The 24,084-nt window shown below is 64.6% G+C and carries 24 protein-coding genes; 20 read left to right on the plus strand and 4 right to left on the minus strand.

Annotated features, from left to right (window positions below; all coding sequences use genetic code 11):
• Positions 1-140 precede the first annotated feature (140 nt).
• The 11 genes from AC628_RS02055 (at position 141) to AC628_RS02105 (ending at position 12,878) form a co-directional block, all read left to right on the plus strand.
• Positions 141-329 carry a hypothetical protein gene (locus tag AC628_RS02055; protein WP_050420843.1) on the plus strand — a complete coding sequence of 63 codons (189 nt, stop codon included), beginning with the start codon at positions 141-143 and terminating at the stop codon, positions 327-329.
• A gap of 10 nt (positions 330-339) precedes the next feature.
• The gene (locus AC628_RS02060; protein ID WP_074125113.1) at positions 340-1,590 is read left to right on the plus strand and encodes a YlbE family protein; all 1,251 of its coding nucleotides are present in this window, start codon (positions 340-342) and stop codon (positions 1,588-1,590) included.
• Positions 1,587-3,095, plus strand: coding sequence for an acyl-CoA synthetase FdrA (gene fdrA, locus AC628_RS02065; RefSeq protein ID WP_074125114.1), 1,509 nt, complete (start codon positions 1,587-1,589; stop codon positions 3,093-3,095). Before AC628_RS02060 ends, fdrA (AC628_RS02065) begins: the two co-directional genes overlap by 4 nt.
• 4 nt (positions 3,096-3,099) lie before the next feature.
• The gene (gene arcC, locus AC628_RS02070; RefSeq protein WP_074125115.1) at positions 3,100-4,059 is read left to right on the plus strand and encodes a carbamate kinase; all 960 of its coding nucleotides are present in this window, start codon (positions 3,100-3,102) and stop codon (positions 4,057-4,059) included.
• A 233-nt stretch (positions 4,060-4,292) separates the two neighbouring features.
• Positions 4,293-5,891, plus strand: coding sequence for an acyl-CoA synthetase FdrA (gene fdrA / locus AC628_RS02075; protein ID WP_074125116.1), 1,599 nt, complete (start codon positions 4,293-4,295; stop codon positions 5,889-5,891).
• Positions 5,891-7,336 carry a YlbE family protein gene (locus AC628_RS02080; protein WP_074125131.1) on the plus strand — a complete coding sequence of 482 codons (1,446 nt, stop codon included), beginning with the start codon at positions 5,891-5,893 and terminating at the stop codon, positions 7,334-7,336. The genes fdrA (AC628_RS02075) and AC628_RS02080 overlap by 1 nt, the downstream gene beginning before the upstream one ends.
• A gap of 102 nt (positions 7,337-7,438) precedes the next feature.
• Entirely contained in the window at positions 7,439-8,428 is a 990-nt protein-coding gene (locus AC628_RS02085) for a BMP family protein (RefSeq protein ID WP_074125117.1), read from the plus strand.
• A 2-nt stretch (positions 8,429-8,430) separates the two neighbouring features.
• Positions 8,431-9,984: an ABC transporter ATP-binding protein gene (locus AC628_RS02090; protein ID WP_083632531.1), complete on the plus strand. Its 1,554-nt coding sequence runs from the start codon at positions 8,431-8,433 to the stop codon at positions 9,982-9,984.
• Complete coding sequence (locus AC628_RS02095; protein WP_245320985.1) at positions 9,977-11,086, plus strand: ABC transporter permease; 1,110 nt, start codon at positions 9,977-9,979, stop codon at positions 11,084-11,086. The genes AC628_RS02090 and AC628_RS02095 overlap by 8 nt, the downstream gene beginning before the upstream one ends.
• Positions 11,083-12,006, plus strand: a complete 924-nt coding sequence (locus tag AC628_RS02100) for an ABC transporter permease (protein WP_074125119.1) — start codon at positions 11,083-11,085, stop codon at positions 12,004-12,006. Before AC628_RS02095 ends, AC628_RS02100 begins: the two co-directional genes overlap by 4 nt.
• Before the next feature lie 44 nt (positions 12,007-12,050).
• Positions 12,051-12,878: a cysteine hydrolase family protein gene (locus AC628_RS02105; protein WP_083632532.1), complete on the plus strand. Its 828-nt coding sequence runs from the start codon at positions 12,051-12,053 to the stop codon at positions 12,876-12,878.
• A gap of 47 nt (positions 12,879-12,925) precedes the next feature.
• On the opposite strand, the gene plsY is transcribed toward AC628_RS02105, so the two are convergent.
• On the minus strand, positions 12,926-13,612 hold the full coding sequence (gene plsY / locus AC628_RS02110) for a glycerol-3-phosphate 1-O-acyltransferase PlsY (RefSeq protein WP_074125120.1): 687 nt from the start codon (positions 13,610-13,612) through the stop codon (positions 12,926-12,928).
• A 178-nt stretch (positions 13,613-13,790) separates the two neighbouring features.
• Here plsY and AC628_RS02115 point away from each other — a divergent pair, with 178 nt between their 5' ends.
• The 3 genes from AC628_RS02115 to AC628_RS02125 all read left to right on the plus strand — a co-directional run bounded on the left by AC628_RS02115 (position 13,791) and on the right by AC628_RS02125 (position 15,127).
• On the plus strand, positions 13,791-14,303 hold the full coding sequence (locus AC628_RS02115) for a GNAT family N-acetyltransferase (protein ID WP_074125121.1): 513 nt from the start codon (positions 13,791-13,793) through the stop codon (positions 14,301-14,303).
• Positions 14,304-14,399: 96 nt separating this feature from the next.
• Entirely contained in the window at positions 14,400-14,855 is a 456-nt protein-coding gene (locus AC628_RS02120) for a cupin domain-containing protein (protein WP_074125122.1), read from the plus strand.
• Positions 14,856-14,944: 89 nt separating this feature from the next.
• Positions 14,945-15,127 (plus strand): hypothetical protein, encoded by a 183-nt coding sequence (locus AC628_RS02125; protein WP_050420832.1) that lies wholly within the window; start codon positions 14,945-14,947, stop codon positions 15,125-15,127.
• A 27-nt stretch (positions 15,128-15,154) separates the two neighbouring features.
• Here AC628_RS02125 and AC628_RS02130 read toward each other — a convergent pair whose 3' ends face one another.
• Positions 15,155-16,090: a diacylglycerol kinase catalytic domain-containing protein gene (locus AC628_RS02130; RefSeq protein WP_050420831.1), complete on the minus strand. Its 936-nt coding sequence runs from the start codon at positions 16,088-16,090 to the stop codon at positions 15,155-15,157.
• Entirely contained in the window at positions 16,074-17,117 is a 1,044-nt protein-coding gene (locus tag AC628_RS02135) for an SPFH domain-containing protein (RefSeq protein ID WP_074125123.1), read from the minus strand. Before AC628_RS02135 ends, AC628_RS02130 begins: the two co-directional genes overlap by 17 nt.
• Before the next feature lie 183 nt (positions 17,118-17,300).
• Between AC628_RS02135 and AC628_RS02140 the strand changes: the two genes are divergently transcribed.
• Complete coding sequence (locus AC628_RS02140) at positions 17,301-18,008, plus strand: NUDIX hydrolase (RefSeq protein WP_074125124.1); 708 nt, start codon at positions 17,301-17,303, stop codon at positions 18,006-18,008.
• Positions 18,009-18,126: 118 nt separating this feature from the next.
• On the plus strand, positions 18,127-19,839 hold the full coding sequence (locus AC628_RS02145) for an EF-hand domain-containing protein (RefSeq protein ID WP_143201399.1): 1,713 nt from the start codon (positions 18,127-18,129) through the stop codon (positions 19,837-19,839).
• On the opposite strand, the gene AC628_RS02150 is transcribed toward AC628_RS02145, so the two are convergent.
• Positions 19,811-20,095, minus strand: a complete 285-nt coding sequence (locus tag AC628_RS02150; protein ID WP_074125126.1) for a hypothetical protein — start codon at positions 20,093-20,095, stop codon at positions 19,811-19,813. The two genes, AC628_RS02145 and AC628_RS02150, sit on opposite strands and share 29 nt — an antisense overlap.
• A 253-nt stretch (positions 20,096-20,348) precedes the next feature.
• On the opposite strand from AC628_RS02150, the gene AC628_RS02155 reads away from it, so the two are divergent.
• The 4 genes from AC628_RS02155 to AC628_RS02170 all read left to right on the plus strand — a co-directional run bounded on the left by AC628_RS02155 (position 20,349) and on the right by AC628_RS02170 (position 23,966).
• Complete coding sequence (locus AC628_RS02155; protein WP_245320986.1) at positions 20,349-20,834, plus strand: copper chaperone PCu(A)C; 486 nt, start codon at positions 20,349-20,351, stop codon at positions 20,832-20,834.
• A gap of 122 nt (positions 20,835-20,956) precedes the next feature.
• Entirely contained in the window at positions 20,957-22,729 is a 1,773-nt protein-coding gene (locus AC628_RS02160) for a PQQ-dependent dehydrogenase, methanol/ethanol family (RefSeq protein WP_245320987.1), read from the plus strand.
• Between the two features lie 68 nt (positions 22,730-22,797).
• Complete coding sequence (locus AC628_RS02165) at positions 22,798-23,340, plus strand: c-type cytochrome (RefSeq protein ID WP_074125129.1); 543 nt, start codon at positions 22,798-22,800, stop codon at positions 23,338-23,340.
• Positions 23,337-23,966 (plus strand): hypothetical protein, encoded by a 630-nt coding sequence (locus AC628_RS02170; protein WP_074125130.1) that lies wholly within the window; start codon positions 23,337-23,339, stop codon positions 23,964-23,966. Before AC628_RS02165 ends, AC628_RS02170 begins: the two co-directional genes overlap by 4 nt.
• Positions 23,967-24,084: the final 118 nt, after the last annotated feature.

The following is a 24,084-nucleotide window of genomic DNA, read 5'->3' on the forward strand; positions in this document are numbered from 1 at the left end:
TTTTTAGCTCGATTGCTTCCAGGCCAATCCACGAAGCGACGGCGAAAAGAGATTTCGCATTTCCCGAGAATCCGGTCTTGACTAAGTAAGTGTTTTCTTATTAGCTCGACAAAACGAAAACGAACTTTAGGGCGGAGACGATGACGGATCAGGATAGGCCGCAGTATCAGCAGTTGCTGGCGCGCAAGGTCGAGGTCGTGAATGTCGGGCTTGAGGGGTTCGTGAAGGACCTTCGCGACTGCGACATCGGCGTCGTTCACGTCGACTGGAAGCCGTCGGCGGGCGGCGATCCGCAGATGGCGGCCCTGCTCGCGAAGCTCGGTGTGTGAGGGCGCACCGATGAAGCTGATCGAAGACGCAAACCAGCAAGCGCTCACCCGGATCCTCGAAGGAGAGCCGCGGCTGATCGACATCGTTCCCGCCCGTCAATTGATCCCGGGCCTGCGCGAACGGATGATCCTCCACGCCGGACCACCGATCTCCTGGGACAGGATGTGCGGCCCGATGCGCGGCGCGGTCGCCGGCGCCATCGTGTTCGAGGGATGGACAAAGGATCTGCCGACCGCGACCAAGCTCGCCGCCAGCGGCGAGATCGAATTCCACCCGAACCACCACTTTGGCGCGGTCGGCCCGATGACCGGCATGACGACGATGTCGATGCCGCTGTTCGTGGTCGAGAACGCGCGCTTCTCCAACCGCGCCTATTGCGCGATCAACGAGGGGCTCGGCAAGGTGATGCGCTTCGGCGGCAACGACGCGAGCGTGCTGAAGCGGCTCGCTTGGTTGCGCGACGTATTCGGGCCGACACTGGGCAAGGCGATCCGCGCCGCCGGCGGCATCGACCTGAAATCGATCGTCGCACGCGGCTTGTCGATGGGCGACGAGCTGCATCAGCGCAATCTCGCCTGCTCGAGCGTTTTCCTTCGCGAGATCGCGCCCTGGATGGCGCGCACCTCGACCGACAACGCCGTGCTCGCCGAATGCCTCGCGTTCATCGGGCAGAACGATCAGTTCTTCCTCAACATCGCGATGGCGATGGGTAAGGCGATCACCGATCCCGCCAACGGCATTCGGGGCTCGACCATCGTCACCACCATGTGCCGCAACGGCACCGATTTCGGCATCCGCGTCAGCGGGCTCGGCGAGCAATGGTTCACCGCGCCGGTCGAAATGCCGGAAGGGCTGTACTTCGCCGGCTATTCCGAGAAGGACGCCAATCCAGACATGGGCGATTCCGCCATCGTCGAGACGATCGGCCTCGGTGGATTTGCGATGGCGGCAGCGCCGGCCGTCGCTGGCTTCGTCGGTGCCGGCGCGCCGTCCGAGGCCGGCAACTTCACCCGCTCGATGGGCGAGATCACGGTCGCGCAGAATCCAGAATGGACCATCGCCGCGATGGATTTCGCGGGCGTGCCGACCGGTATCGATATCCGCCTGGTCGTCGATTCCGGCGTGGTGCCCGTCATCAACACCGGAATCGCGCATCGCGAGCCCGGCATCGGCCAGGTTGGTGCCGGCGTGGTCAAGGCGCCGCTAGCGTGCTTCCAGCAGGCGATCGTCGCGATCGCCAAGGATTTGGGTGTGTCATGAACGTCGTCGTCCTGAACGAGGTCCGCAAGGGATTCTATCTCGACTCGGTCGCGCTGATGCGGCTGTCGCGCGAGGTGGCCGGCTCGCCCGGCGTGATCGAGGCGGCGTTGATGATGGGAACGCCGTCGAACGCTGCGATCATGCGCAATGCGGGGCTGCTGGAGGAGGGCACTGCCGTCAAGGGCAACGACCTCGTGATCGCGGTCAAGGCCGAGTCCGAGTCCGCCGCCCGCGAGGCCCTCGACAATGCGATCAAGTCGCTCGACAAGCCGAAGACCCAGGGCGACGCGCAGGCCGCCTGGCGGCCGCACTCGATTGCCGCCGCTGTCAAGGCCAGGCCGGAGATCAATCTTGCGCTGATCTCCGTTCCCGGCGAATTCGCCGCCGCCGAGGCGCGCAAGGCGCTCAATCGTGGCCTGCACGTGCTGATGTTCAGCGACAACGTGTCCCTCGAGGACGAATTGTCGCTTAAGCAGCAGGCGCGGGCGGCCGGCCTCCTGATGATGGGACCGGATTGCGGGACGGCTGTGATCGGCGGCGCACCGCTGGCGTTCGCCAACAAGCTCACGCGCGGCAGGATCGGCATCATCGGCGCGTCGGGGACCGGAACGCAGGAGATCTCGTGCCTGATCTCGGAAGCCGGCGCGGGCATCTCCCACGCCATCGGGGTCGGCGGGCGCGATTTGAAGAAGGACATCGGCGGCATCACCACGCTGATGGCGATCGATGCATTCGATGCCGATCCCGAAACCGATCACGTGGTGCTGATCTCGAAGCCGCCGCATCCCGATGTCGCCAAGTCCGTCCTCGAGCGGATCGGTAGAAGCAGGAAGTCGTACACCGTGTGCTTCATCGGTGCTTCGGAGGTCCAGCTTCCGCCGAACGCCCGGTTCTCGCCGACGCTGAAGGGCGCGGCGGAGCTGGCACTGGGACACAAGCAGATCGGAGCGGGCTTCGACGCGAACGCTGTCGCGTCACGGCTTCCGCGCAGCGGTCGAGGCGGCATCGAGGGTTTGTTCGCCGGCGGAACGCTGTGTGCCGAAGCCCAGGTGATCCTCGCTGCCGCGGGGCGGAAGGTGGCGTCGAACGCCGCCATCCCCGGCGTACTCAAGCTCGGCGTCGAGCCGAGCGGCGGACGGGACCGGCTGATCGACCTCGGCGACGACGAATATACCCGGGGGCGGCCGCACCCGATGATCGATCCGTCCGTGCGCGACGAGGCGTTGCGTGCCGCGCTCAAGAACCGCGAACTCTCGGTGATCCTGCTCGATCTCGTGCTCGGCTATGGCGCGCATGCCGATCCCGCCGAGCATCTGGCGAAGATCGCCGCCGATCGTGGACCGGATGCACCTGTCTTGGTCGCGTCCGTCGTCGGCACGGAGCAGGATCCGCAAGGGCGCTCCGCGCAGATCAGGAAACTGGAGCAGGCCGGATTCATCGTCGCGCCGTCGAACGCGCAGGCCTGCGAGCTTGCGGTCGCCATCGTCCAGAATGCCGGGAGGTAAGGAAATGCGCACACTCAATGACGTACCGCGCCGCCTGGTGGTCGCGATTGGCGGCAATGCGGTTCACCCCGAGGACATCAGGGGCACCTCCCAGGAGCAGAAATCGGTCGCGCGGATCACCGCGGAAGCGCTGCTGCCGCTGGCGCAGCTCGACAATGAGCTGGTCATCACCCACGGCAACGGCCCGGTGGTCGGCAAGATCATGATGCGCCAGATGCTGACGATGAGCCGGATTCCGCCGATGGACATGGATATCTGCGTCGCCCACAGCCAGGGCGGCATCGGCTATCTCCTGATGCAGGCGATCGAGAATGCGCTGCGCGAACAGGGCAACCAGCGGCATGTGGCAAGCCTGCTGACCCAGGTTGAGGTGGACAGGGACGATCCCGCGTTCAAGAATCCGACCAAGTTCGTCGGACCGTTCTTCTCCGAGGACGAGGCCAAGAAGATCAGCGCCGAGCTCAATTGGGCGATGCGCGAGGATTCGGGGCGCGGCTGGCGTCATGTCGTGCCGTCGCCGAAGCCCAAGCATGTCTGCGACATCTCGCTGGTCGACGCATTGGTGAAGCGGGGGACGATCGTCATTGCGGGAGGCGGCGGCGGCGTTCCGGTGGTCCGTGATGCGAAGGGCGTGCGCACCGGCGTGCCGGCGGTGATCGACAAGGATCTGACATCGGCCCATATCGCGAATGTGCTGGGCATCGAGGAGTTGCTGATCCTGACCGCGGTCCCGCGCGTCGCAGTGAATTTCGGCAAGCCGAACAAGAGGGACCTGGATCAGGTCAGCCTCGAGGAGATCAAGGCTTACCACCGCGAAGGACATTTTCCTCCCGGAAGCATGGGACCCAAGGTCGATGCGGCGATCCGGTTTCTCGAGGGCGGGGGCAAGCGCGCGATCATCAGTCACCTCGATTGCGCCATGGCGGCGCTGCGCGGCGAGACCGGGACGCACGTCATTCAATAACCACGGGGATTGGCGCATCGGCGGGATATCCAGCCGCGCCAATCCGTACCGAGTGTCGAGCAAGATAGCGGTTCGACCTTCATGACCGCAATGGCGCCCGCGCTCACCGAGCAGAAGCAGTTGAGACGCCAGGATCGGCGCCTCAACTGATCAGGCAATCGAGCTGGCCGCCGGCTGAAGCTCAAGCACAAGACCAACAAGCAGCCTGCGGGATTCAAGGGAACGACAGGGCCATGGCCATCCAATCCAGCATTAAGGCGAACCTGTACAAGGATTCCGTGTCGTTGATGCGGATCTCGCAGGTCACGGTCGCGCGGACCGGCGTGCAGCGGGTCACGCTGCTGATGGGAACGCGCAGCAACAAGGAATTCCTGCAGCAGGCCGGGCTGATGAGCCCGGCGCTCGAGGGCGCCAAGCCTGGCGATATCATGATCGTTGTGGCGGACGATGCGCCGGAAAAGCGCGCAGCCGCGGAGCAGGAGATCCACTCCCTGATCGTCGGCGAAGAGCCGAAGGGCGGATCGGCTGAAGCGGCGGCGGACGCGCCGCCGCGCTCGATCTCTCGCGGCGTCGCGATTGCCGATCATGCCGACCTCGCAATGATCTCGGTGCCGGGCCCCTACGCCGCGGCGGAAGCGTTGAAGGCGCTGCGGCGGGGTCTGAACGTGCTGCTGTTCAGCGACAACGTGCCGATCGAGCAGGAGCAGGCCATCAAGCGCGTCGCGGCGCAAAAGGGTCTGCTGGTGATGGGGCCGGATTGCGGCACCGCGATCATCAACGGCGTGCCGCTCGGATTTGCCAACGTCGTTCGGCGGGGCGCGATCGGGCTCGTCGGCGCATCGGGCACCGGCCTGCAGGAAGTGATGTGCCAGATCCATCGTCATGGCCAGGGCATCTCGCAGGCCATCGGCACCGGCAGCCACGACGTATCGAGCGAGGTCGGCGGCATCACCATGTTGCAGGGCCTAGAGCTGTTGGCCGCGGATGCGCAGACCAAGGTCGTCGCCATCGTCTCCAAGCCTCCGGCACGCGACGTCCAGAAGCGAGTGATCGAGCGCGCCGGCGCAATCGGAAAGCCGGTCGTGATCTGCTTCCTTGGCGGCGAGCCGGCGGCATCCGCCGGCAATGTTCACCGCACGTCGTCGCTCGAGGAGACCGCGCGCCAGGCCGTCGCGCTTACGGGAGCGCGCCAACCCGGGGGTGACGAGCAGTCCATCGAAGCATTGGCAACGCGGATTTGTGCGTCGCTGGCGCCGACGCAGCGCTACCTGCGCGGGCTCTACTCCGGCGGAACGTTCTGCTCGGAGGCCCAGACCATTTGGCGAGCGGCGGGCATTCGTACCCGGTCGAACGCGCCGCTTGCCGAGGCGGACCGTCTGGCCGACGTGGAAGCGAGCCAAGGACACACCGCGATCGATCTCGGCAGTGATGAATTCACGGTGGGACGTCCGCATCCGATGATCGACTATGGCGTGCGGATCGAACGGCTGCTGAAGGAAGCCGACGATCCGACCGTCGCCTGCATCGTCCTGGACGTCGTGCTCGGCTACGGCAGTCACCCCAATCCGGCAGAGATCCTGGCTCCAGCGATCCGCCGGGCGAAGGCCGCCGCGCGCGCGCAGGGGCGGGAGCTTCCCGTGATCTGCTTTGTCTGCGGCACCGATGCAGATCCGCAGGCCTACGAGACCCAGAAAGCCATGTTGGCGGACGCCGGCGCGGAGATTGTCGGCAGCAGCACGGGCGCAGCCCGTGCCGCGCAAGCGATCGCGAGCCGCATGGAAGCGGACGACAACGCCACGGGGCGTCGCGTGATGCAAGGTGGAGAACGATGATGAACGCAGCCCCTTCCGCGCTCCAGAACAAGACATCCGTCATCAGCCTCGGCGCCTCCGACCTCGATCGCGGCGTCGAAAGCAGCGGTGCGCCGCTGGTGCGTCTGCAGTGGCAGCCGGTCGGCGACGGAAGTCCGGAGGTCGCCTGGAGCCTCGCGCAACTGGTCGGCGATACCACAGATGCGGATTGCTTGGGATCGCGGATCGATCGCGCCAATGCCCAAGTGCTCGAGCGCATCCTGACCGCGCAGCCGGTATGGGTCGACATCGCGGCACATGCATCCGAGGTTTGGCCGGACATGGGCCGAACGCTGCTCCATGCCGGTCCGCCGATCGCCTGGAACGACATGTGCGGCCCGATGAAGGGCGGAGTGGTCGGCGCAATCCTCTATGAGAACTGGGCGCCGAGCCCGCGGGACGCCGAGCAACTCGTCGCGTCAGGCGGCATCCGCTTCGCACCGTGCCATGAATTCGGCGCGGTCGGGCCGATGACCGGGATCATCTCGCCCTCGATGCCGCTGTTCGTGGTGCAGAACAAGACCTCCGGCAATCGCGCCTATGCGCCGATGATGGAATCCGGCGGCGCCAAGACACTGCGTTTCGGTGCGTTCGCGCCCGAGGTGATCGAAGGCCTCAAGCTCATCGAGACGGTGCTGGCGCCATGTCTGAAGGCCGCGGTCGCCGGCATCGACGGCGGCTTGCCGCTGAAGCCGCTGATGTCGCAGTCGCTGCACATGGGCGACGACGTCCACAACCGCAACACGGCGGCAACGCTGCTGCTGTATCGCGCCGTCACGGAATCGCTGCTCAAGTCCTCGATCTCGCGCGATCTGGCTCACGAGACGCTGCGGACGATCGGGGCCGACGACATGTTCTTCCTCAGCCTGTCGATGGCGGCGTGCAAGGCGACCATGGACGCCGCGCACGGCGTGCCGTTCAGCAGCATCGTCACGGCGATGGCGCGCAACGGCGTGAATGTCGGCATCAGGGTCAGCGGGCTGAACGGGCAGTGGTTCGTCGGTCCGGCCGATATTCCGGTCGGCCTGTTCCTGCCTGGTTTCAGCGAGGCCGATGCCAATCCCGATATCGGCGACAGCGCGATCACCGAGACCGCGGGGCTCGGCGCGTTTGCGATGGCCGCGGCTCCGGCGATGGTGCAGTTCGTCGGCGGTACGCCGCAGGACGCCCTGCGTTATTCGCGCGAGATGGCGCACGTCACCATCGGCCGCAATCCCGGCTTCACCCTGCCGATGCTCGACTTCATCGGAGCTCCGGTCGGGATCGATGTCCGCAAGGTCGTGGACGAGAGCAAGCGGCCGGTCATCAACACCGCAACGGCGCACAAGGAGCCGGGCATGGGGATCATCGGCGCCGGCGTCGTACAGGCCCCGATGAAGTGCTTCGTCGACGCTGTCGGCGCGCTGGCGACGATTGGCGCGAGATGAAATTGCTTCGATTCTGAAACTGACGGCGCAGCTGCACCGCCGATACAAAAAAATGCCGCAACAAAGAGTGCGGCGACACCGGGAACGAACAGGAGGAAACACATGAACGCTACCCGTCGTGCATTTCTGCAAACTGGCCTGCTCTCGGCAGCCTTTATCGGTTCATCGGGCCGGCTGGCCTTCGCCGAAGATGCGGCGAAGCCGCTTCGCATCGGCATTCTCATTCCGGGGTCGCGGGCCGACCATGGCTGGATGGAGTCGGCCTACAACGGCATGAAGGCGGCCGAGCAGCGCCACGGCAACAAGGTCGTGATCACCTCGATCGAGAACGTCAAATTCGCCGACATGGAGCAGGCGCTCGTCACGCTCGCGACCAAGAACGACATGGTGATCGGCGCCGCGGGGCAGACCCAGGCATCGGTACTCAAGGTTGCCAAGCGGTTCCCGAAGGTGAAGTTCTCCATCGTCGGTCCGACCGGACAGCCGACCGAGAACGTCGCGCAATACGACGTGCTGCAGGCCCAGATCGGCTTCATCGCCGGCGCGGTCGCCGCGATGATGTCGAAGAACGGCGCGGTGAGCTACGTCGGCGGCCTTGAAATTCCGGCCATCGTCAACACCGGAACGGAGTTCGCCAACGGTGCCAAGCACGTCAAGCCGGATACCAAATGCTTCGTGACCTACACCGGCGATTTCGACGACGTCGCCAAGGCGAAGGAAGCGACCCTTGCCGCGATCGCGCAGGGCGCCGACGTGCACTACAACATCCTCAACCTCGGCGTTCGCGGCATGGAGCAGGCGGCGCGCGAGAAGGGCACCAGGATGATCGGGAGCTATACCAACTACTGCTCCGACAACAACCCGCTCTACATCGCCTACACGGTCAGCGGCATCGGGTTCATGGTCGAATACGCCATCGACCAGGCCGTCGCCGGAACGTGGCACCCGGAATACAAGCAGTTCGGCCTCGCCATGGGGCCACGTTCGGCGGACATCGAGATCTGCACGGCGGCAACGCCCGAGATCCAGGCCAAGATCAAGGAGCTGAAGGACGACCTGCTGTCGAACAAGATCAAAGTCAAGGTGGGTTGACCGTGGCTGTCCTCGAACTGTCTGGCTTGACCAAGCGCTTCGGGGCCTTCACCGCGCTCGACGACATTTCGCTGCAGATCGAGCGCGGCGAGGTGCACTGCCTGCTTGGCGAGAACGGTGCCGGCAAATCCACATTGTGCAATCTGGTGTTCGGGGTGCACCGGCCGGATGCCGGCACGATGACGCTGGGCGGAGAGCCGTTCCACCCCCGCGGCCCGGCGGAAGCGCTGCAGCGCGGTGTCGTGATGGTGCACCAGCATTTCAGCCTGGTGCCCAACATGAGCGTGGCCGAGAACCTGATGCTCGGCCGCGCCAGCGCGGTGCTGAAGCCGCAGGACATCATCGTACGGATGGAGCAGCTCGCGGCGGAGTACGGGCTCGAGATTGATCCCGAGGCGCGGATCGAGGACCTCTCGGTCGGCGAGCGGCAGCGGGTCGAGATCATCAAGTGCCTGCTCGGCGATCCGCAACTCCTCGTGCTCGACGAACCGACGGCCGTGCTGCAGCCGGACGAAATCGACGCGCTGCTGGCGATCTGCCGCCAGGTCGCGCTGCGCGGAAAATCCGTGATCCTGGTGACGCACAAGCTCGGCGAAATCAGCCGCGTCGCCGATCGCACCACGGTGCTGCGGCAGGGCCGCATCATCGAGACGGTCGCGATGGAGGGCGCCGACATCCGGTCGCTGGTGCGCTCCATGGTCGGCCGCGATGTGCAGTCGGCAGGTTCGGTGCTGGCCGCGGCGGTCGATATTGAAGGCAAGACGCCGGCGAAACCCTCAAGCGCTGCTGGTCCGGCGTCGCCGGGTGAGGCGGTGCTCAAGATCTCGGACCTCGTGTATCGCGACCCGCATGGCGTGCCGAGGCTCGACGGTTTGAGCCTCACGGTCGGCACCGGCGAGATCGTCGGGATCGCGGGCGTCGAGGGCAACGGCCAGACCGAGCTCGGGCTGATCCTGGCTGGGCTCGCCGCGCCGAGCGCCGGCGCGATCGTCGTCCGCGGAACGCCGGTCGGCGGCCGCACGCCGCAGGAGATCACCGATGCGGGTGTCGGCATCGTTCCCGAGGATCGCCATGCGGTCGCCTGCATCAAGGAATTGTCGGTGGCCGAGAACCTTTATCTCGGCGCGATCGGAAAGTTCAGCCGCTTCGGCCTGCTCGACAAGTCGGCGCGGCGCAAGGCGGCGGAGGCGATGATGCGCGACTTCGACGTGCGAGCGAGCAGCCCTGATGTTTCGATGGCGAGCCTCTCCGGCGGCAATCAGCAGAAGGCGGTGCTTGCACGCGAGCTGTCGCTCGATCCGCTGGTGTTCCTGCTCGCGGCGCAGCCGACGCGCGGGCTCGACGTCGGGGCGATCGAGGCCGTCTACAACCGCATCCGGGCCGCGCGCGATGACGGCCTCGGGGTGCTTCTGATCTCCAGCGAGCTCGAGGAACTGATGGCGGTGTCGGATCGGATCGCGGTGATCTACCGCGGAAAGCTGGTTGGCGAGCTCGCGGCCGGATCGTTCAGCCGTGAGGCGATCGGAGCGATGATGTCGGGGCACGCACATGTCTAGGTTGGCCATGGTCATGAAGAATCCGAAGCTCGCGCGGGTCGCGCAGGGCGCGAGACTCGAGCTCGTGCCGTTGCAGGTCGTGGTGCCGGTGGTATCGACCATTATCGCGCTCGGCATCGGCCTGCTCATCATCGCTGCGACCGGTGCGTCAGTCGTCGAGGCGATCGAAGCCTTCTGGGACGGCATGGCGGGAAGCGATTTCAACATCGGCGCGTCGATCAATCGCGCCATCAGCCTCGCGCTGGTCGGTCTCGGCTTCATCTTCGCCAGCCGCGCCAACCTGACCAATGTGGGAGGCGAGGGGCAGATCGCAATGGGCGGCATGTTCGCAACCGCAGCGGCTCTGCATGGCGCCGGCGGCCTGCCGCTGGGACTGGCGTTCATCGTGCCGCTCGCGGTCGGAACCCTCGCCGGAGCCCTCTGGGGCGGCCTTGCGGGCGTTCTCAAGGCGGCACGCGGCACCAACGAGGTGATCAGCACATTATTGTTGAGCTTCATCGCGCTGCCGCTGGTGTACTGGTCCGTCGAGTCCTTTCACCTGCTGCGCAAGCCGATCAGCGATGTGTCGTCGCTGCCGGAATCGGCGGAGATTCCTGATTCGACCAAGCTGCCGCTGCTGTTCCCGGACAATGGATCGCCGCTGCATATCGGATTGCTGATTGCGGCGATCGCGGTCGTCGTGGTGTGGCTGGTGCTCAGGCACAGCTCGCTCGGCCTGCGGCTGCGCGCCGTCGGCCTGAACGCGATGGCCTCCCGCCGTGCGGGGATGCGGACGAGCTTCTACGTGATCCTGGCTATGACGGTGTCTGGCGGCCTGGGCGGTCTCGGCGGCGCGATCATGATCCTCGGCCAGCAATTCTATCTGACGAGCGATTTCTCGTCGGGCTACGGATTCGACGGCCTGGTCGTCGGCCTGCTGTCGCGCGGTTCGGCCGTCGGCGTCGTGATCGGTGCGTTGCTGTTCGGGTTCCTGCGCTCGGGATCCATCAACATGGAGATCTCGGCGCACGTCCCGTCGGCCGTCGTGCTGATCTGCCAGGGCCTGATCGTCATCGTCATTGCAGGTTCCGCGATCCTCACCAACCGAAAGGTGACCCGATGATTGACGAACAGATGGCCGTGTTCGTCGGCTCCGGACTTCGCCTCGCGGTCCCGATCATTTTCGCTGCGACCGGCGAGATGCTGAGCGAGCGCGCCGGCGTGCTCAATCTCAGCCTCGACGGCATGATGCTGATGTCGGCCTTCACGGCGGCGCTGGCATCGTGGGCGACCGGCTCGCCGCTCATTGGCGTCGCGGCCGGTGTATTGGTCGCGACCGCGGTGGCCGCGGTCCAGGCCGTGCTGAGCGTGACATTGCGCGCCAATCAACTGGTGGTCGGAATCGGGTTCAACATCCTGGCGCTGGGCTCAACCACGTTTCTCTACCGCGAGATCTTCGGGCCGCTGTCGCGCGATCCGATTCCCGGCTTCGCGCAGCTCAATCTGCCGTGGCTCGCCGGCATCCCGGTGATCGGGCCGGCGTTGGCGAACCAGACCGGCCTTGCCTATGTCAGCATCCTGATGGTTGTCGTGACCTGGTTGATCCTGAAGTACACGTCCTTCGGGCTGGCGGTGCGGGCGGTCGGCGAGGATCCGCGCGCCGCTGACAAGGCCGGCATCAGCGTGGCGAAAACCCGTTATCTCGGTGTGCTCTATGCCGGCATCCTGGCAGGCCTCGGCGGCGCGTTCATGTCGGTTGCGGACAGCAATACGTTCACCGAGAACATGACCAAGGGAGCAGGGTATCTCGCGATCACGGCCGTGATCTTCGGCGGCTGGAATCCCTGGTACACGCTGGCGGCGTGCCTGCTGTTCGGCTTCGCGACCGCGCTGCAATTCCTGGTGCCGGCGCTGCAACTCGACGTGCCGGTCGCGCTGCTGTTGCTGCTGCCTTATCTGCTAGCGCTGGTCGCCATCGCGGGCTTGGTCGGAAAAAGCAGACAGCCCTCGGCGCTGACCATTCCGTTCGAGCGGGGCGGCTGATCGCAACAGACTTCAAGAAAGCATAAGCAAGGGAGGAAAGTCCGATGACGAGTTCTACGTTAGCCAAGGCCGCGGAGTCCGCTGCGTCCAGCGCCGCCAATCCTCTTGGGTCCGCTCCCGGCTACAAATGGCTGGTCGACGACAACAACGTCAACATGGCGATGGCGCCGCCGCCGCCCCGCGTGGTGACGATCGACGCGCAGCCTCAGACGGTGACGATTGACCTGCACCGCACCGTTCTCATCGTCGTGGACATGCAGAACGATTTCTGCGCGAAGGGCGGATGGGTCGACCATCTCGGCCTCGATCACACGCCGGACCGGGCGCCGATCGAGCCGCTGCAAAAGCTGCTTCCGGTGTTGAGAAATGCCGGCGTGCACGTCATCTGGCTGAATTGGGGCAATCGGCCCGATCTCAAGAACATGGCGCCCAACCAGCTCCATCTGTACAAGCCGAAGGGCACTGGCATCGGTCTTGGCGAGCCGTTACCGGGCAGCGGCGCGCGCGTGTTGCAGAAGGATAGCTGGGCTGCGGCCGTTGTCGACGAACTGAAACAGGAGCCCGACGACATTCACGTCGACAAATATCGGATTAGCGGCTTCTGGGACACGCCGCTGGACAGCATTCTGCGCAATCTCGGCACCAAGACCATCCTGTTTGCCGGCGTCAACACCGATCAATGCGTGCTGCATTCGCTCACCGACGCGAATTTCCTGGGCTATGGCTGCCTTCTGGTCGAGGACTGCTGCGCGACGACCTCACCTGGCTTCTGCGTTGAAGCAACCCTGTTCAACGTCAAGAAATGCTTCGGCTTCGTGACGCATTCGTCTGACGTCATCGGTGCCGTTCAGGAGCACATCCAGCAACGGTGACATCCCGTGGAAGTCGTGGCTTCGTGATCTCGGCAGGCGCGCACACGCTAGGTTTGCGAAGCCGTGTTCGATTCTCGTCCGCCTGATCCCAGGTGTGGCTCCGTCCCCGCCAGCAGCCGCTGAATGTTGGCGCGATGGCGCACGATCACGTAAAGGGCACCTGCGATGACCAGCAGCTGATATGGCAACGGCTGCTCCATGGCGCAGACCAGGGCGATCGCAGCGAGCGCCGCCGACATCGAACTCAGGGACACAATCCGGGAAATTGCCAGCACAACGCCAAAGACGAGGGCGGCGCCTAAACCGATCGGCCAGGACATCGCCAGCAACACACCGAGCCCCGTCGCCGCGGATTTGCCGCCGGTAAAGTTCAACCAGATCGAGCGGCTGTGTCCCAACAACACGGCAAGTCCGGCCAGGCAGACCGCCCAAGGCAGCAAGGTTTGCTGGTCGACGGCTGTCGGTGGCGTGACCGACGGCAACGTATAGAGCCAGCGATAAAACCAGCGGGCAAACGCGATCGCAGCCGCGCCTTTCAGCACATCCACCAGAAGGACCGCCAAGGCAGGCCACTTGCCGAGGGTTCGCAAGACGTTGGTTGCGCCGGTGGACCTGGAGCCGTGCTGGCGGATGTCGATGCCCTTGAGCAGTTTCCCGGCCAGATAGCCCGCGGGCGTTGAGCCGAAAAGATAAGCGGTTGCCAACCCGGCCACGCTTGCTATCCAGAAAACCATAGGCGTCCCCTCGATGCCGCAGTGTCAGGTAAGCTTGATCAGGAGTCTACCTCCGATACGAGGAGTGGATTCCCTTACCCGCCTCAATCCCCTTTGGAATAGGCTGGCCGCACGATAGATACGGCAATCGACAGGCCGATCGACCGGCCATGCTGTCGCGACGGAGACAGGACACGGAATGACGAACTCCATCGAGATACGACGCCTCTTGCCCGCGGACGCCGCGCTTTATCGCGACATCCGTCTCGAGGCGCTGCGCTTGAGCCCCGAGGCGTTCGGCAGCGCATTTGAGACGGAGAGCGTCCATCCCGTCGGCTGGTTCGCGGAGAGGCTGGACCGCGGGGCGGTGATCCTCGGGGCGTTCCGGGGCGGTGAACTTGCCGGCATTGTCGGCTTCATCGCGGCTGATGGGCCGAAGCGGCAGCACAAGGGCATGCTGGTCGGGATGTATGTGCGGCAGCAGGCGCGGCGCGCCGGCGTCGGCCGTCTCTTGGTCGAAGCCGCGCTCGAGCTCGCTGCACAATCGGTCGAGCTGGTGCAGCTCGTCGTGGTGAAGGGCAACGAGCCGGCCTTTCGGCTCTATCAGAGCATGGGGTTTGTCGAGTACGGGCTGGAGAGGCATGCGCTGAAGATCGACGGCCGCTACCATGACGACATCCTGATGGCGAAGGATCTGGTCGGGCGGAGCTGACGGCCCCAAGTCAAGCGACACATTTCCGACGGGCGATCGCGCTAGATATGGACACAGCCGAGAAGCGCTCGCTAGCCACATCGCCAGGAGGTCGCCATGCCGAAGATCGATCTGACACAAGTGCCGGAACGCAAGGGAACCGGCTATCCGGCCGAATTCGCCGCGTCATGTGCCGAACGGGTGCGGCAGCGCCTCGGTGATGCCGGCGGGCTCGGCGATTTCGGCGTCAACCTGATGCGGTTGCCGCCGGGTAATTGGTCGAGCCAGCGCCACTGGCATTCGGGCGAAGACGAATTCGTCTATGTGCTGGCGGGCGAAGTGGTGCTGATCGAGGACGGCGGCGAGACGATGCTGCGCGCCGGCGATTGCGCGGCGTTTCCGAAGAACTCCGGCAACGGGCATCACATGATCAACAGGTCGCAGATGACGGCCACCTATCTCGAGGTCGGCTCGCGCTCGCGTACCGACGTCATCACCTGCTCCGACATCGATATGATGAGCCCGAGCTCCGACGGCCGCTTCCTGCATAAGGATGGCCGGCCCTACGAGTAGACCTGAACCGCAAACCGGCGCGAAATCCGGCGTTGCGGATTGGCTCGCGAAGGACCAATCTTCCGTTGAGGGAGCATCGGTCGCGTGCCATGACGGAATGGTATTTCATCTGGATCGACGGTCCGCGCGGACCTGAGCCGCAGAAATGGTCGTCGGACGCGCTGTGGGGACAGCTTGCGCGCCAAGACATCATCGTCCGTTTTCCCCTGAGCGATCGCGAAGCGGGGTTGTCGCTCGATCAGCTGGCAAGGCTGCATCCCGTGCCGCAATGACCTGCGCTGCCGGGAAGCGCGGCAGCCTCACACCACGAGCCGTCCTTCGCGATCCGCAACCGTGATCTGCGCTTCCGTTCCCGAATTGAAGTCGAGCCGGTCGGCCTCGATGCCGTCGCTGAAGATGACGCCGTTCTCCGGCATCAGTGATCGCACGCTGAGGTGCTCGGCACGATCGAGGCTGCCGCAGACGAGACTGACCTGCGAGGTGCGGCTCGGAAACGGCTCGCGCACCGCAAAGCGCAGCGCGCCGGCGTCCCATGCCTGCGGCAGATAGGGCGGGCTGCCCGCGCCGCCGCCAAAAGCGCCGGCGATCGCGAGCGAGCCGGTGACGATGCTCTTGAACCAGGCGGTCGAGCCGAGCCCGGTGGCGACGATCAGGCCGCTCGAGGACTGCCGTTCCTTCTGCTCGGCCAGCGCGATCTCGTAGACGGCCGAGGTATGCGTGCGCGCACCGATGAAGAGGTCATTGACCGCGTACAGCACCTGGCCGTTGGTCAGCGCGGCCTTGGCCATCGTCACCGCCTTGTGGCCGCGCTTTTCGGCTGCGACCTCGCGCAGCAGGGCAGGGAGGTCGCGCGGCACGAAGGGCAACAGGATGCCGTCGTAACGCTTGGCATCCGGGTTGAGCCCGATCAGCGGATGGCCATCGAGATATTTCATCGTGTTGGCGACGACGCCGTCCTGGCCGAGCGCCACTACGATGTCGGACGGGCCGAAGATGAAGTTCGGCAAAAAGCTCCGGTCGATGATCTGGTAGCGGCCCCATTGTTCCAGCGCCTGCACGGTGACGCGGCGTTCAGCCTGGTAGACATCGTGCTCGCGCTGGTAGTCGGAGAAGTCGGCGCCGAGATGCTCGACATAGAAGCGCGCCTGCGCCGCCGTCAGATATTTTGCGATCAGCTCCTCGAGCCGCGTCTTGCGGGTGACGAGGACGATCTTGCGGTCATTGTCGGCGGGCACGGGGAGCCTCCACGACAGGCTTGTCCAGCAGCGTGTTCAGCAGATCGGGCGAGACGTTGAGCTGACCGATCTTCTCGGCCTTTTCGGCGATCCCACTGAAAGCCTGCGCGATCAGCTGTCCCGGCTGCATGCCGGCAGCGGCCAGCGCCTGGATCACGCGGGCGTCGACGCCCTCGAAGATCTTCATCAGCGCGCCGACCCGATAGGCTTCGGCATCGGCCAGCGTGCGGGTGTTCTCGGCGTTGAGGCCGACAAAATCCTTGCGCTTGCTCTCCAGCGTGATGTCGGCGACCATGTCTGCCTCGCGCAGCTCGGCCTGCTTGGCCGCGACGCTCGCTTCGGCGTCCATCTGGGTCTCCCGGATCGAGCGCTTCTTCTGCTCGACCGCGATCTCGGTGTCGAGCTCGCTCTCGCGGATGGCGCGCTCCTGCTCCACGGCAAAGTTGCGCCGCGCGAAGATCGCTTCGTCCGCACTCTTGAGGATCGCCTCGCGCGCCTCGGCCTCCAACGCCTTGGCGGTGTCGGGTGTCGGCTTCACGCCGCGGATCGAGACGCCGAGGATTTCGAGGCCGAGGGCGGCGATATCGGCGCGGCCGCGCAGTCCGCTTTCGATCAGGCCGGCGATGCGATCGGCGGCTTGCAGGGCTTCCTTCAAGGTCAGCTCCTTCACCGCCTGCTGCGCCAGCACCTCGACGGTCGCCAGAATCCGCTGCGGCAGCTTCTCCGGGTCGTCGGACTCATAGGTCTTGCCGTCGGCTTTGAGCGTGAAGTTGAGCATCGCGGCAGCCTTCTGCGGCTCGCTGATCCGGTAGGTGACATGGCCCTGGATGGTCAACGCCTGAAAGTCGCGCGCGATCTGCTGGAAGATGAAGGCGGCGTCGCGGCTGCCGATCGGCACCGCAACCCACGAGGTGACCGGGCCATAATAAAAGCCGGACAGGCCGGCGCCCTGCTGGGTTACCGCGCCGCCGCGGTATTTCATGAGATAGGTGGTCGGCTGGGCCTTGATGAAGCGAAGACCGAACATGGTGGGCACTCCAAAATAAGTGTGTCTGAGCAACTAAGTTAGTTGGACTGTACAACTAAGTATGCTATTGTCAAGCCGGGCCGTGAAAAGGTTCACGCTACCGGAGCGTTTTCGAGCGAAGTGGACGCCGGTTCGCGTGAAGAAAACGCGTCTTGACCAGAAGCTCTGAAGAGCGGGGAGAGCATGCCTGAGAAGCCGGAACTCGACTTTCCGCGGCCGCTGACGACGGTCGACGTCGTCATCTTCGCCATCAGGTCAAACGCGCTTCAGGTCCTGCTGGTTCAACGGCCAAGAGCGGAAACCGAGCCGTTTCCAGGGGCTTGGGCGTTGCCCGGCGGCTTTGTCGATGTCGCCGGCGATCGCGACCTCGAAGCCTGCGCCGCGCGCAAGCTGAAGGACAAGACCGGCGTCGTTAGTCCGTATCTGGAGCAGCTCGGCAGCTGGGGTAGTGCCACGCGGGATCCGCGCGGCTGGTCTGCAACGCACGCCTACTTCGCGTTGCTGCCGGAGCAGGCCGCCGGCGGGGCGCTGGCCGCGGATGCGCAGTGGTTCGCGGTCGAGGGCGAGAAGGTGCGGCCGAACCTTGCGTTCGACCATGCCGAGATCCTGCAGGCGGCGGTGCAGCGCTTGCGCAGCAAGGTCGAGTACACCTCGCTGCCCGCCTATCTGATGCCGCCGGAATTCACGCTGCCGGAATTGCAGCGCACTTACGAGATCGTGCTCGATCGTCCATTGGAGAAGAGCGCCTTCCGCACCCGCATGCTCGCCGCCGACCTGATCGAGCCGGTCGCCAGGATGCGCAAGGGGCCGAACCGGCCGGCCCAGCTCTATCGGTTGAAGAAGGCGAGAGCGCCGGTGTTCTTTGCGCGGACGTTCAATCCGCCGGGATGAGGTTCGCGACGCGCGGCTCCGCGCTGCGTCTGGCAATCCAAACAATTTGAAACAATCGGGGACAGCAAATTTAATTCGTCTGCGCCACACCGTTCAACCTGGAATAGTGGAGTGCGCGATGCGGTTGCAACTGGTTCGTCTTCTGGGCGCTTCGGCGCTGTGCCTTGGCGTGTTGGCCGCGCCGGCCTGTGCCAGCACTGAATGGATCGTTAACCGGATGAGCGGCGTCATGCGCGCGGACGTGACCTGGGAGCAGGTCAGGTCGCAGATGCTGATGGCGTTCTATCAGAGCAATCCGGACGAGCGTGGCGTCACCGCGCAAGGAGTCGACGATCTGCGCAAGATCATGGCGGCACAGCGGCGGTCGCAGGTCATCTCGCAGATTCTGCTCTACGACCTCGACGGTGACGGAGCTGTCACCAAGGCCGAGATCACCGCGGTGATGCAGCCGCGGGCGCGACAGATGATCCATTCCAACGGCGTGCAGCTCGAGCCAACGCCGGAACAGACGAGGCTCCAGCTCGACCGGCTGGTCAGCGACGCGCTCAGGCCGGATGCCGACCGCGATGGCGTGATCAGTGCCGCCGAAATTCAGCAGGAAGCGCAACGGCTGGCGGACCAGGCCAGCACCGGCTGGCGGCAAAACGGGACCCAGTATGTCCCGATGACGCTCGATGCGAACGGTGATGGCGCTGTCTCGCTGGCGGAATATGAGGCTGCGGTACGCCAGCAATTCGATGCGGTCGATGGGGATCGCGATGGTCGCATTTCGGCCGCTGAATTCGCGGATTTCGGCAAGCGCGCCAATGAGGCCCGTCTGGCAACGCAACGCGCGCGCGAGGTCGAACTGCGCAAGCAGCGGCAGCTGGCCGCCGTGGCGGGGTGCGATGTGCCGGCCCCGCCGCGCGATGCTCGTATCGTGCTGCTCGGCGCGCAAGAGGCCAGGGCGCTGTCGAACGCCTGGATCGGCACCCAGGATCAGGTGACCTATGTGACGACCGTTGAGATCGCGCCGGGACCCGAGCCGATCTATCTCGCGCTGGCGAGTGGCGGCGCCATGATCTGGGACATCGTCGGGGCGACCGAACGGATCGCCGGCGTTGCGGCCGATGCGGATGTGTCGATCGACAAGTCGGGTGACGCGCGGTTGCAGCGGTTCGCGGCCGTCAACGGCACGGCACCGCAACGCGGTGGCAAGCCGCTGGTCGGCGTCATCGGCGTGCCGCGCGAAAAGGTGCATTTCACCGCGCACACCGGATGTCTGGTGCCGGCGACGGAGGCGACGATGAAGGACGGCAGTGCCGAGGAGATCGCAGCCCTGCTGCTCGGGCGCGCCGTGGATGAGACCGGCGGCGAGCAGCGCGCGGGGACCTTCCGTGTTCCCGCCGCGCGGCATTTTGCCGACCGCCCGGTTCGCAACGCAATCCAGTTGCCGAAGGAAGGCCTTGGCGAGTTATTGTGGCGCGACGTGCGGGAGGCATACCCGGCGGGGATCGCGCAGATCGAGCTGGAGGCGGTGGTCTCGGCGCATCCGGTGAGCCACTATTCCGTGCTGCCGGGCCGTGCGGGGCTTGCGGAACTGGTTGACGCCGGCGCGCTCATGGTCACCGGTATGAGCCGCGGCATTCGAATCAACGATGGCGACTTCAAGCCATTCACGATGCCGAACAAGTTCAGGATTTCAAAGAAGCTCAGGCTTCCTGCCGGCGTGCAGGGCACCTTTACTCTTCCGTCCGAGGTGCCGCCGCCGGACGGCGATTTGAGCGCGACCTGTGTGCTTTCGGAACCGGAGATGAAACCGATCAGCGGCTCGCGCGCGAATTGCAGCTAGTTGCACCGAGATCGAAGCCCGGCGTCGCGACATCCGTGAGAAACGAGGCGACGAACATCTTGCCGAGTACGTACTTGGCCGCCAAGGCTTGCCCCTGCGACGTGCGATGCCTCGTTGGCGCAATGAAGCCGCGGCGCGATGCACGCTTCGGCGGCAACCCGAGCGAAACATCTTGATACGGATGGCGCAGTGGGCTCGGCGTCCCTTCGATTCGCAGGAGGTAATAATTCTCGCCGCCTGCATCGATCCGGAACAATTGTGCCGACGTTGCGCCACCCGAGACGATGTGATGGCGTCGGCCGCTGCGGTGCCGATCACCTGATGCAGTGCGGCATGTGTTGCGTCGCGCTCTAACGGCGCCAGTTTACCGAGAGCACTCGTGCACAAGAAGGCAGCATGGCCGCCGTGCGTGCCGAAAATTGCATCGAAGCAGCGTTCTCGATGTATTGCTGGCAGCGCACGATGAAGCGTGAAACAATGCTGCAAAAATCATGTCGGGAGAAAACTTGATGTCGTTCGAGCGGGGGTTGCATTGCGCCGTTGCGTGCAAAAACCTTAAGTGCAACTCATGGATCGCGTTGCCATTATTCTGCCTGATCAGCACGTTCGGAGTAATGCACATCGCCGCCGCGAACGAGTCGTTGCAGATTTCGGATGCGCGCGTGCCGGCGGTCGACAAAGACGGCGGAGACCTTCCCTTGACGATGACGATCAGGAACGAGGCCGACAGCGCCGACGCATTGCTGCGCGTCCGTTGTCCGGTCGCGAATTTCTCCGAACGTCACATTGTCGACCGCGGTGAAGGCGCACCGGCGATGCGTTCGATATCCAATATACCAGTCCCGGCGAAGGGGACGCTCGAGCTGAAGCGTGACAGCTATCACGTCATGCTGCTGCAGTTGCGTCAGGCGCTCACGCCGGGCGAGACGTTCAAATGCGCGGTCGTTTTTCAGAAGGCTGGAACCATCGAGACGGAGGTAACGGTCCAGAAGTGACCACACGGAATGCGGCGGGTGCGAACGATCACTCGCCGGGACTCAAGGCTTCTCGCGAGATCGTCCGTGTGTGACGGGCGGTTCGATCAATGAAGAATGCTAGATCCGGAGGAAATGCATCTATGACAAGGTTGAATTGGGTGAAATCCCATATGCTCGCCGCGGCAGTAGCATCCGCAGCGACCTTCGCAGGCTCGTTCGCGCGTGCGGACGATGTCAGTCAGGACCGTCTGCTCAATGCTGACAAGGAAGCAGGCAACTGGCTGCACCATCACAAGAACTATTCGGCGACCCGCTTCTCGTCGCTGGCGGATATCAACAAGGACAACATCAAGAATCTGAAGGTCGCCTGGACCATGCATCTCGGCGGTGTCGAGGGCGGCGGAATCTGGGCGCATGGCGGCCTGGAGGGAACTCCGATCGTCGAGAACGGTTTCATGTACGTCACCGACGGCTGGGGCTCGGTCTACAAGATCGATGCGCATGGCGGCAAAGGCGTGCTGGTCTGGAAGATGGATCCCAAGACCGACCACGACTGGGCCGGCGCGGTTGCCTGCTGCGGCGTCGACAATCGCGGCGTCGCGTTGTGGAACAACCTCGTCATCTCGCACACGCTCGACGGCCGCCTGATCGCGACCAACAAGGAGACCGGGCAGGTCGCCTGGCAGCGTCAGGTCGCCGATCCCGACAAGGGCGAGGTGATCACCGGCGCACCGCTGATCGTCAAGGATAGGGCGATATCAGGCGTAGCCGGTGCGGAATACGGCATTCGCGGCTGGATCGCCGCGACCGACCTGAACAGCCAGAAGGAAGTCTGGCGCACCCACACCATTCCCGGCAAGGACGAGCCGGGTGCGGAGACCTGGAAGGACGACAAGAACGCCAAGGCGAGCGGCGGTGGTTCGACCTGGGTCACCGGCAGCTACGACCCCTCGACCAACACGATTGTCTGGGGCGTCGGCAATCCCGGACCGGACTGGGACAATGAATACCGCCCCGGCGACAATCTCTATACCGACTCGTCGCTTGGTCTTGATGCCGACACCGGCAAGATCAAGTGGCACTACCAGCACACGCCGAACGATCCCTACGACTACGACAGCGTGGCGGAGAACGTGCTGGTCGACGTCCCCGGTCCGAACAACTCGACGCTGAAGCTCGCGCTCGAGGCCGACCGCAACGGCTTTGCCTATGCGGTCGATCGCAATACCGGCAAGTTCGTCTGGGGTCTGCCCTTCGTCAAGAAGGTGACCTGGACCAAGGGTCTCGATCCCGAGTCCGGCAAGCCGGTGGAGTATGACCCGAAGCAAGGCGTGCAGAAGTACAATGCCTCGGTCACGCCGAGCCGCACCAACAAGGAAACGGATATCTGCCCCGGCAACATGGGCGGCAAGAACTGGCCGCCGACCGCGTACAATCCGAACCTGAAGCTCTGGTACATTCCGGTGATCGAGAGCTGCAACCACATCAAGGTGGAGGAGTCGCAGAAGGAGAAGCTGAAAGCACGTGAGTTCTGGACGGGCGGCGGACCGAGCCAGAACGTCAAGATCACCGGCAGCGTGACCGCGATAGATGTCACCACCGGCAAGGTGGCAGGGAAGGCGGAGACGCAATTCCCGAACCTCGGCGGCATCCTGGCGACGCCCGACCTCGTGTTCTCCGGACAGCCGTCCGGCGAGCTGATCGCCTATGACGCGAAATCGTTGCAGAAGCTGTGGGAGTTCAACACCGGTGGCGGCCTCAACGCGCCCCCGATGACGTTCTCGGTCGACGGCAAGCAGTATGTCGCGGTCCTGGTCGGCCTCGGCGGTGCCTGGGACAAGTGGTTCATCGATGCCACGCCCGAGCTGAAGCGGATGCAGCCGGGCTCGATGCTCTACGTGTTCGCCCTTTGACGTCGCACGCGCGGGAGGCTTCGGCGAGAGGCCTCCCGCGTAATTTTGGTTCAGAGAAACAAATACAAATGAAGCACAACTGGCTGGTTGGCGCGTGGCTCGGCTGCGCGCTGGTGATGGGATTTGCAGGCACGGCGCTTGCGCAGTCGGCGAGCGATCCGACCGATGCGGGCAAGGCGGTGTTCAAGCGCGGCAATTGCATGGGCTGCCACAAATGGCACGGCAATGGCGGCGGCGGCTATGGCGGCGACGCGCTGTCGCTGCGCAAGACCGAGCTGACGAAGGAACAGATCATCGAGACCGTGACGTGCGGGCGGCCGGGCACCGGCATGCCGTTCTTCGTGCGCGGCTCCTATGACGCCACGAAATGCTACGAGATGACCCGGCAGGATGTCGCGGACCGGATGCCGCCTGAGGCGAACGTGTTCCTGCGGCCGAACGAGATCGAGGCCGTCGCGGATTACGTGCTCGCGCACGTCAAGGGCAAGGGTGAGCCGAACTATGACGAGTGCATCGCCTTCTTCGGCGACGGCTCGCGCGTCTGCAACATCTACAAGGAGGCCGGCCACGCCGCCGCGCCGTCCGACCCAAGCGAGAAGGCAAAGCCATGAGCAAGCAGAGATCAGCGATCCGCACGTTGGTCTTCGCTGCCACCGTGACGGCAGCCGTGCCGGCAATGGCGACCGCGGGAGACCTGCGCGACATCAATGTCGGCATGGAGATCAGCAAAGTTCCCGACGCGGGCTACATCAACCTGACCTGCGCCGGAGAGAAGACCACCCACAGATTGGCTGAATGGGCGCAGTGGTCGAATTGCCCGGAAGGGGCGGACCAGTTGCGCGGCATTCGCTTCGAGTATGATCGCGAGACCGCGCGGGAAGGCACCATGGTCGCCGGCCATCCGGCGATCCTGACCGTGATGATCGACAAGGACGCCAGGATCGCGGCGCTGACCATCGAGACCGACCCGAAGGCGCGGCTCTATTTGCGCAAGAAGGCGTTCCTGCTCGGCTTGCAGGCGAAGTCGCGTTACGGCGAGGACGGCTGGACCTGCTCGGAGGCGAAGCCCGGCGCCGACAAGCTGGAGGTCGGCGGGGTATTCGTCGACGAGAAGTGCACAAAGACCACCGACGGCCGGACGGTCGAGATCGAGCGTCATCTCTATCGCGAGCCGAACAAGGAGCTCAAGGACATGACCGACGAGACCCGGATCACGATCCGCCGCGCGGGGTCGTAACGAGCTGGGGTGGTTGCCGGACTAGAGTGCAACGAGATAGGGCTGAATCGCAGTCGCTAAGGTGGTGCGCTCCCTCTCCCGCTTGCGGGGGGCTCTCTCCGCGAGTCGCATTGAGGAG

Origin of the sequence: Bradyrhizobium sp. NAS96.2, from assembly GCF_001908235.1 — a bacterium.
Classification (GTDB): Bacteria; Pseudomonadota; Alphaproteobacteria; order Rhizobiales; family Xanthobacteraceae; genus Bradyrhizobium.

Excerpts from the sequence above, each read along its gene's own strand:
- AC628_RS02055 (WP_050420843.1), top strand. The coding sequence starts at position 141 with ATGACGGATCAGGATAGGCCGCAGTATCAGCAGTTGCTGGCGCGCAAG.
- AC628_RS02060 (WP_074125113.1), top strand. The coding sequence starts at position 340 with ATGAAGCTGATCGAAGACGCAAACCAGCAAGCGCTCACCCGGATCCTC.
- fdrA (WP_074125114.1), top strand. The coding sequence starts at position 1,587 with ATGAACGTCGTCGTCCTGAACGAGGTCCGCAAGGGATTCTATCTCGAC.
- arcC (WP_074125115.1), top strand. The coding sequence starts at position 3,100 with ATGCGCACACTCAATGACGTACCGCGCCGCCTGGTGGTCGCGATTGGC.
- fdrA (WP_074125116.1), top strand. The coding sequence starts at position 4,293 with ATGGCCATCCAATCCAGCATTAAGGCGAACCTGTACAAGGATTCCGTG.
- AC628_RS02080 (WP_074125131.1), top strand. The coding sequence starts at position 5,891 with ATGAACGCAGCCCCTTCCGCGCTCCAGAACAAGACATCCGTCATCAGC.
- AC628_RS02085 (WP_074125117.1), top strand. The coding sequence starts at position 7,439 with ATGAACGCTACCCGTCGTGCATTTCTGCAAACTGGCCTGCTCTCGGCA.
- AC628_RS02095 (WP_245320985.1), top strand. The coding sequence starts at position 9,977 with ATGTCTAGGTTGGCCATGGTCATGAAGAATCCGAAGCTCGCGCGGGTC.
- AC628_RS02100 (WP_074125119.1), top strand. The coding sequence starts at position 11,083 with ATGATTGACGAACAGATGGCCGTGTTCGTCGGCTCCGGACTTCGCCTC.
- AC628_RS02105 (WP_083632532.1), top strand. The coding sequence starts at position 12,051 with ATGACGAGTTCTACGTTAGCCAAGGCCGCGGAGTCCGCTGCGTCCAGC.
- plsY (WP_074125120.1), bottom strand. The coding sequence starts at position 13,612 with ATGGTTTTCTGGATAGCAAGCGTGGCCGGGTTGGCAACCGCTTATCTT.
- AC628_RS02115 (WP_074125121.1), top strand. The coding sequence starts at position 13,791 with ATGACGAACTCCATCGAGATACGACGCCTCTTGCCCGCGGACGCCGCG.
- AC628_RS02120 (WP_074125122.1), top strand. The coding sequence starts at position 14,400 with ATGCCGAAGATCGATCTGACACAAGTGCCGGAACGCAAGGGAACCGGC.
- AC628_RS02125 (WP_050420832.1), top strand. The coding sequence starts at position 14,945 with ATGACGGAATGGTATTTCATCTGGATCGACGGTCCGCGCGGACCTGAG.
- AC628_RS02135 (WP_074125123.1), bottom strand. The coding sequence starts at position 17,117 with ATGTTCGGTCTTCGCTTCATCAAGGCCCAGCCGACCACCTATCTCATG.
- AC628_RS02140 (WP_074125124.1), top strand. The coding sequence starts at position 17,301 with ATGCCTGAGAAGCCGGAACTCGACTTTCCGCGGCCGCTGACGACGGTC.
- AC628_RS02145 (WP_143201399.1), top strand. The coding sequence starts at position 18,127 with ATGCGGTTGCAACTGGTTCGTCTTCTGGGCGCTTCGGCGCTGTGCCTT.
- AC628_RS02155 (WP_245320986.1), top strand. The coding sequence starts at position 20,349 with ATGTCGTTCGAGCGGGGGTTGCATTGCGCCGTTGCGTGCAAAAACCTT.
- AC628_RS02160 (WP_245320987.1), top strand. The coding sequence starts at position 20,957 with ATGACAAGGTTGAATTGGGTGAAATCCCATATGCTCGCCGCGGCAGTA.
- AC628_RS02165 (WP_074125129.1), top strand. The coding sequence starts at position 22,798 with ATGAAGCACAACTGGCTGGTTGGCGCGTGGCTCGGCTGCGCGCTGGTG.
- AC628_RS02170 (WP_074125130.1), top strand. The coding sequence starts at position 23,337 with ATGAGCAAGCAGAGATCAGCGATCCGCACGTTGGTCTTCGCTGCCACC.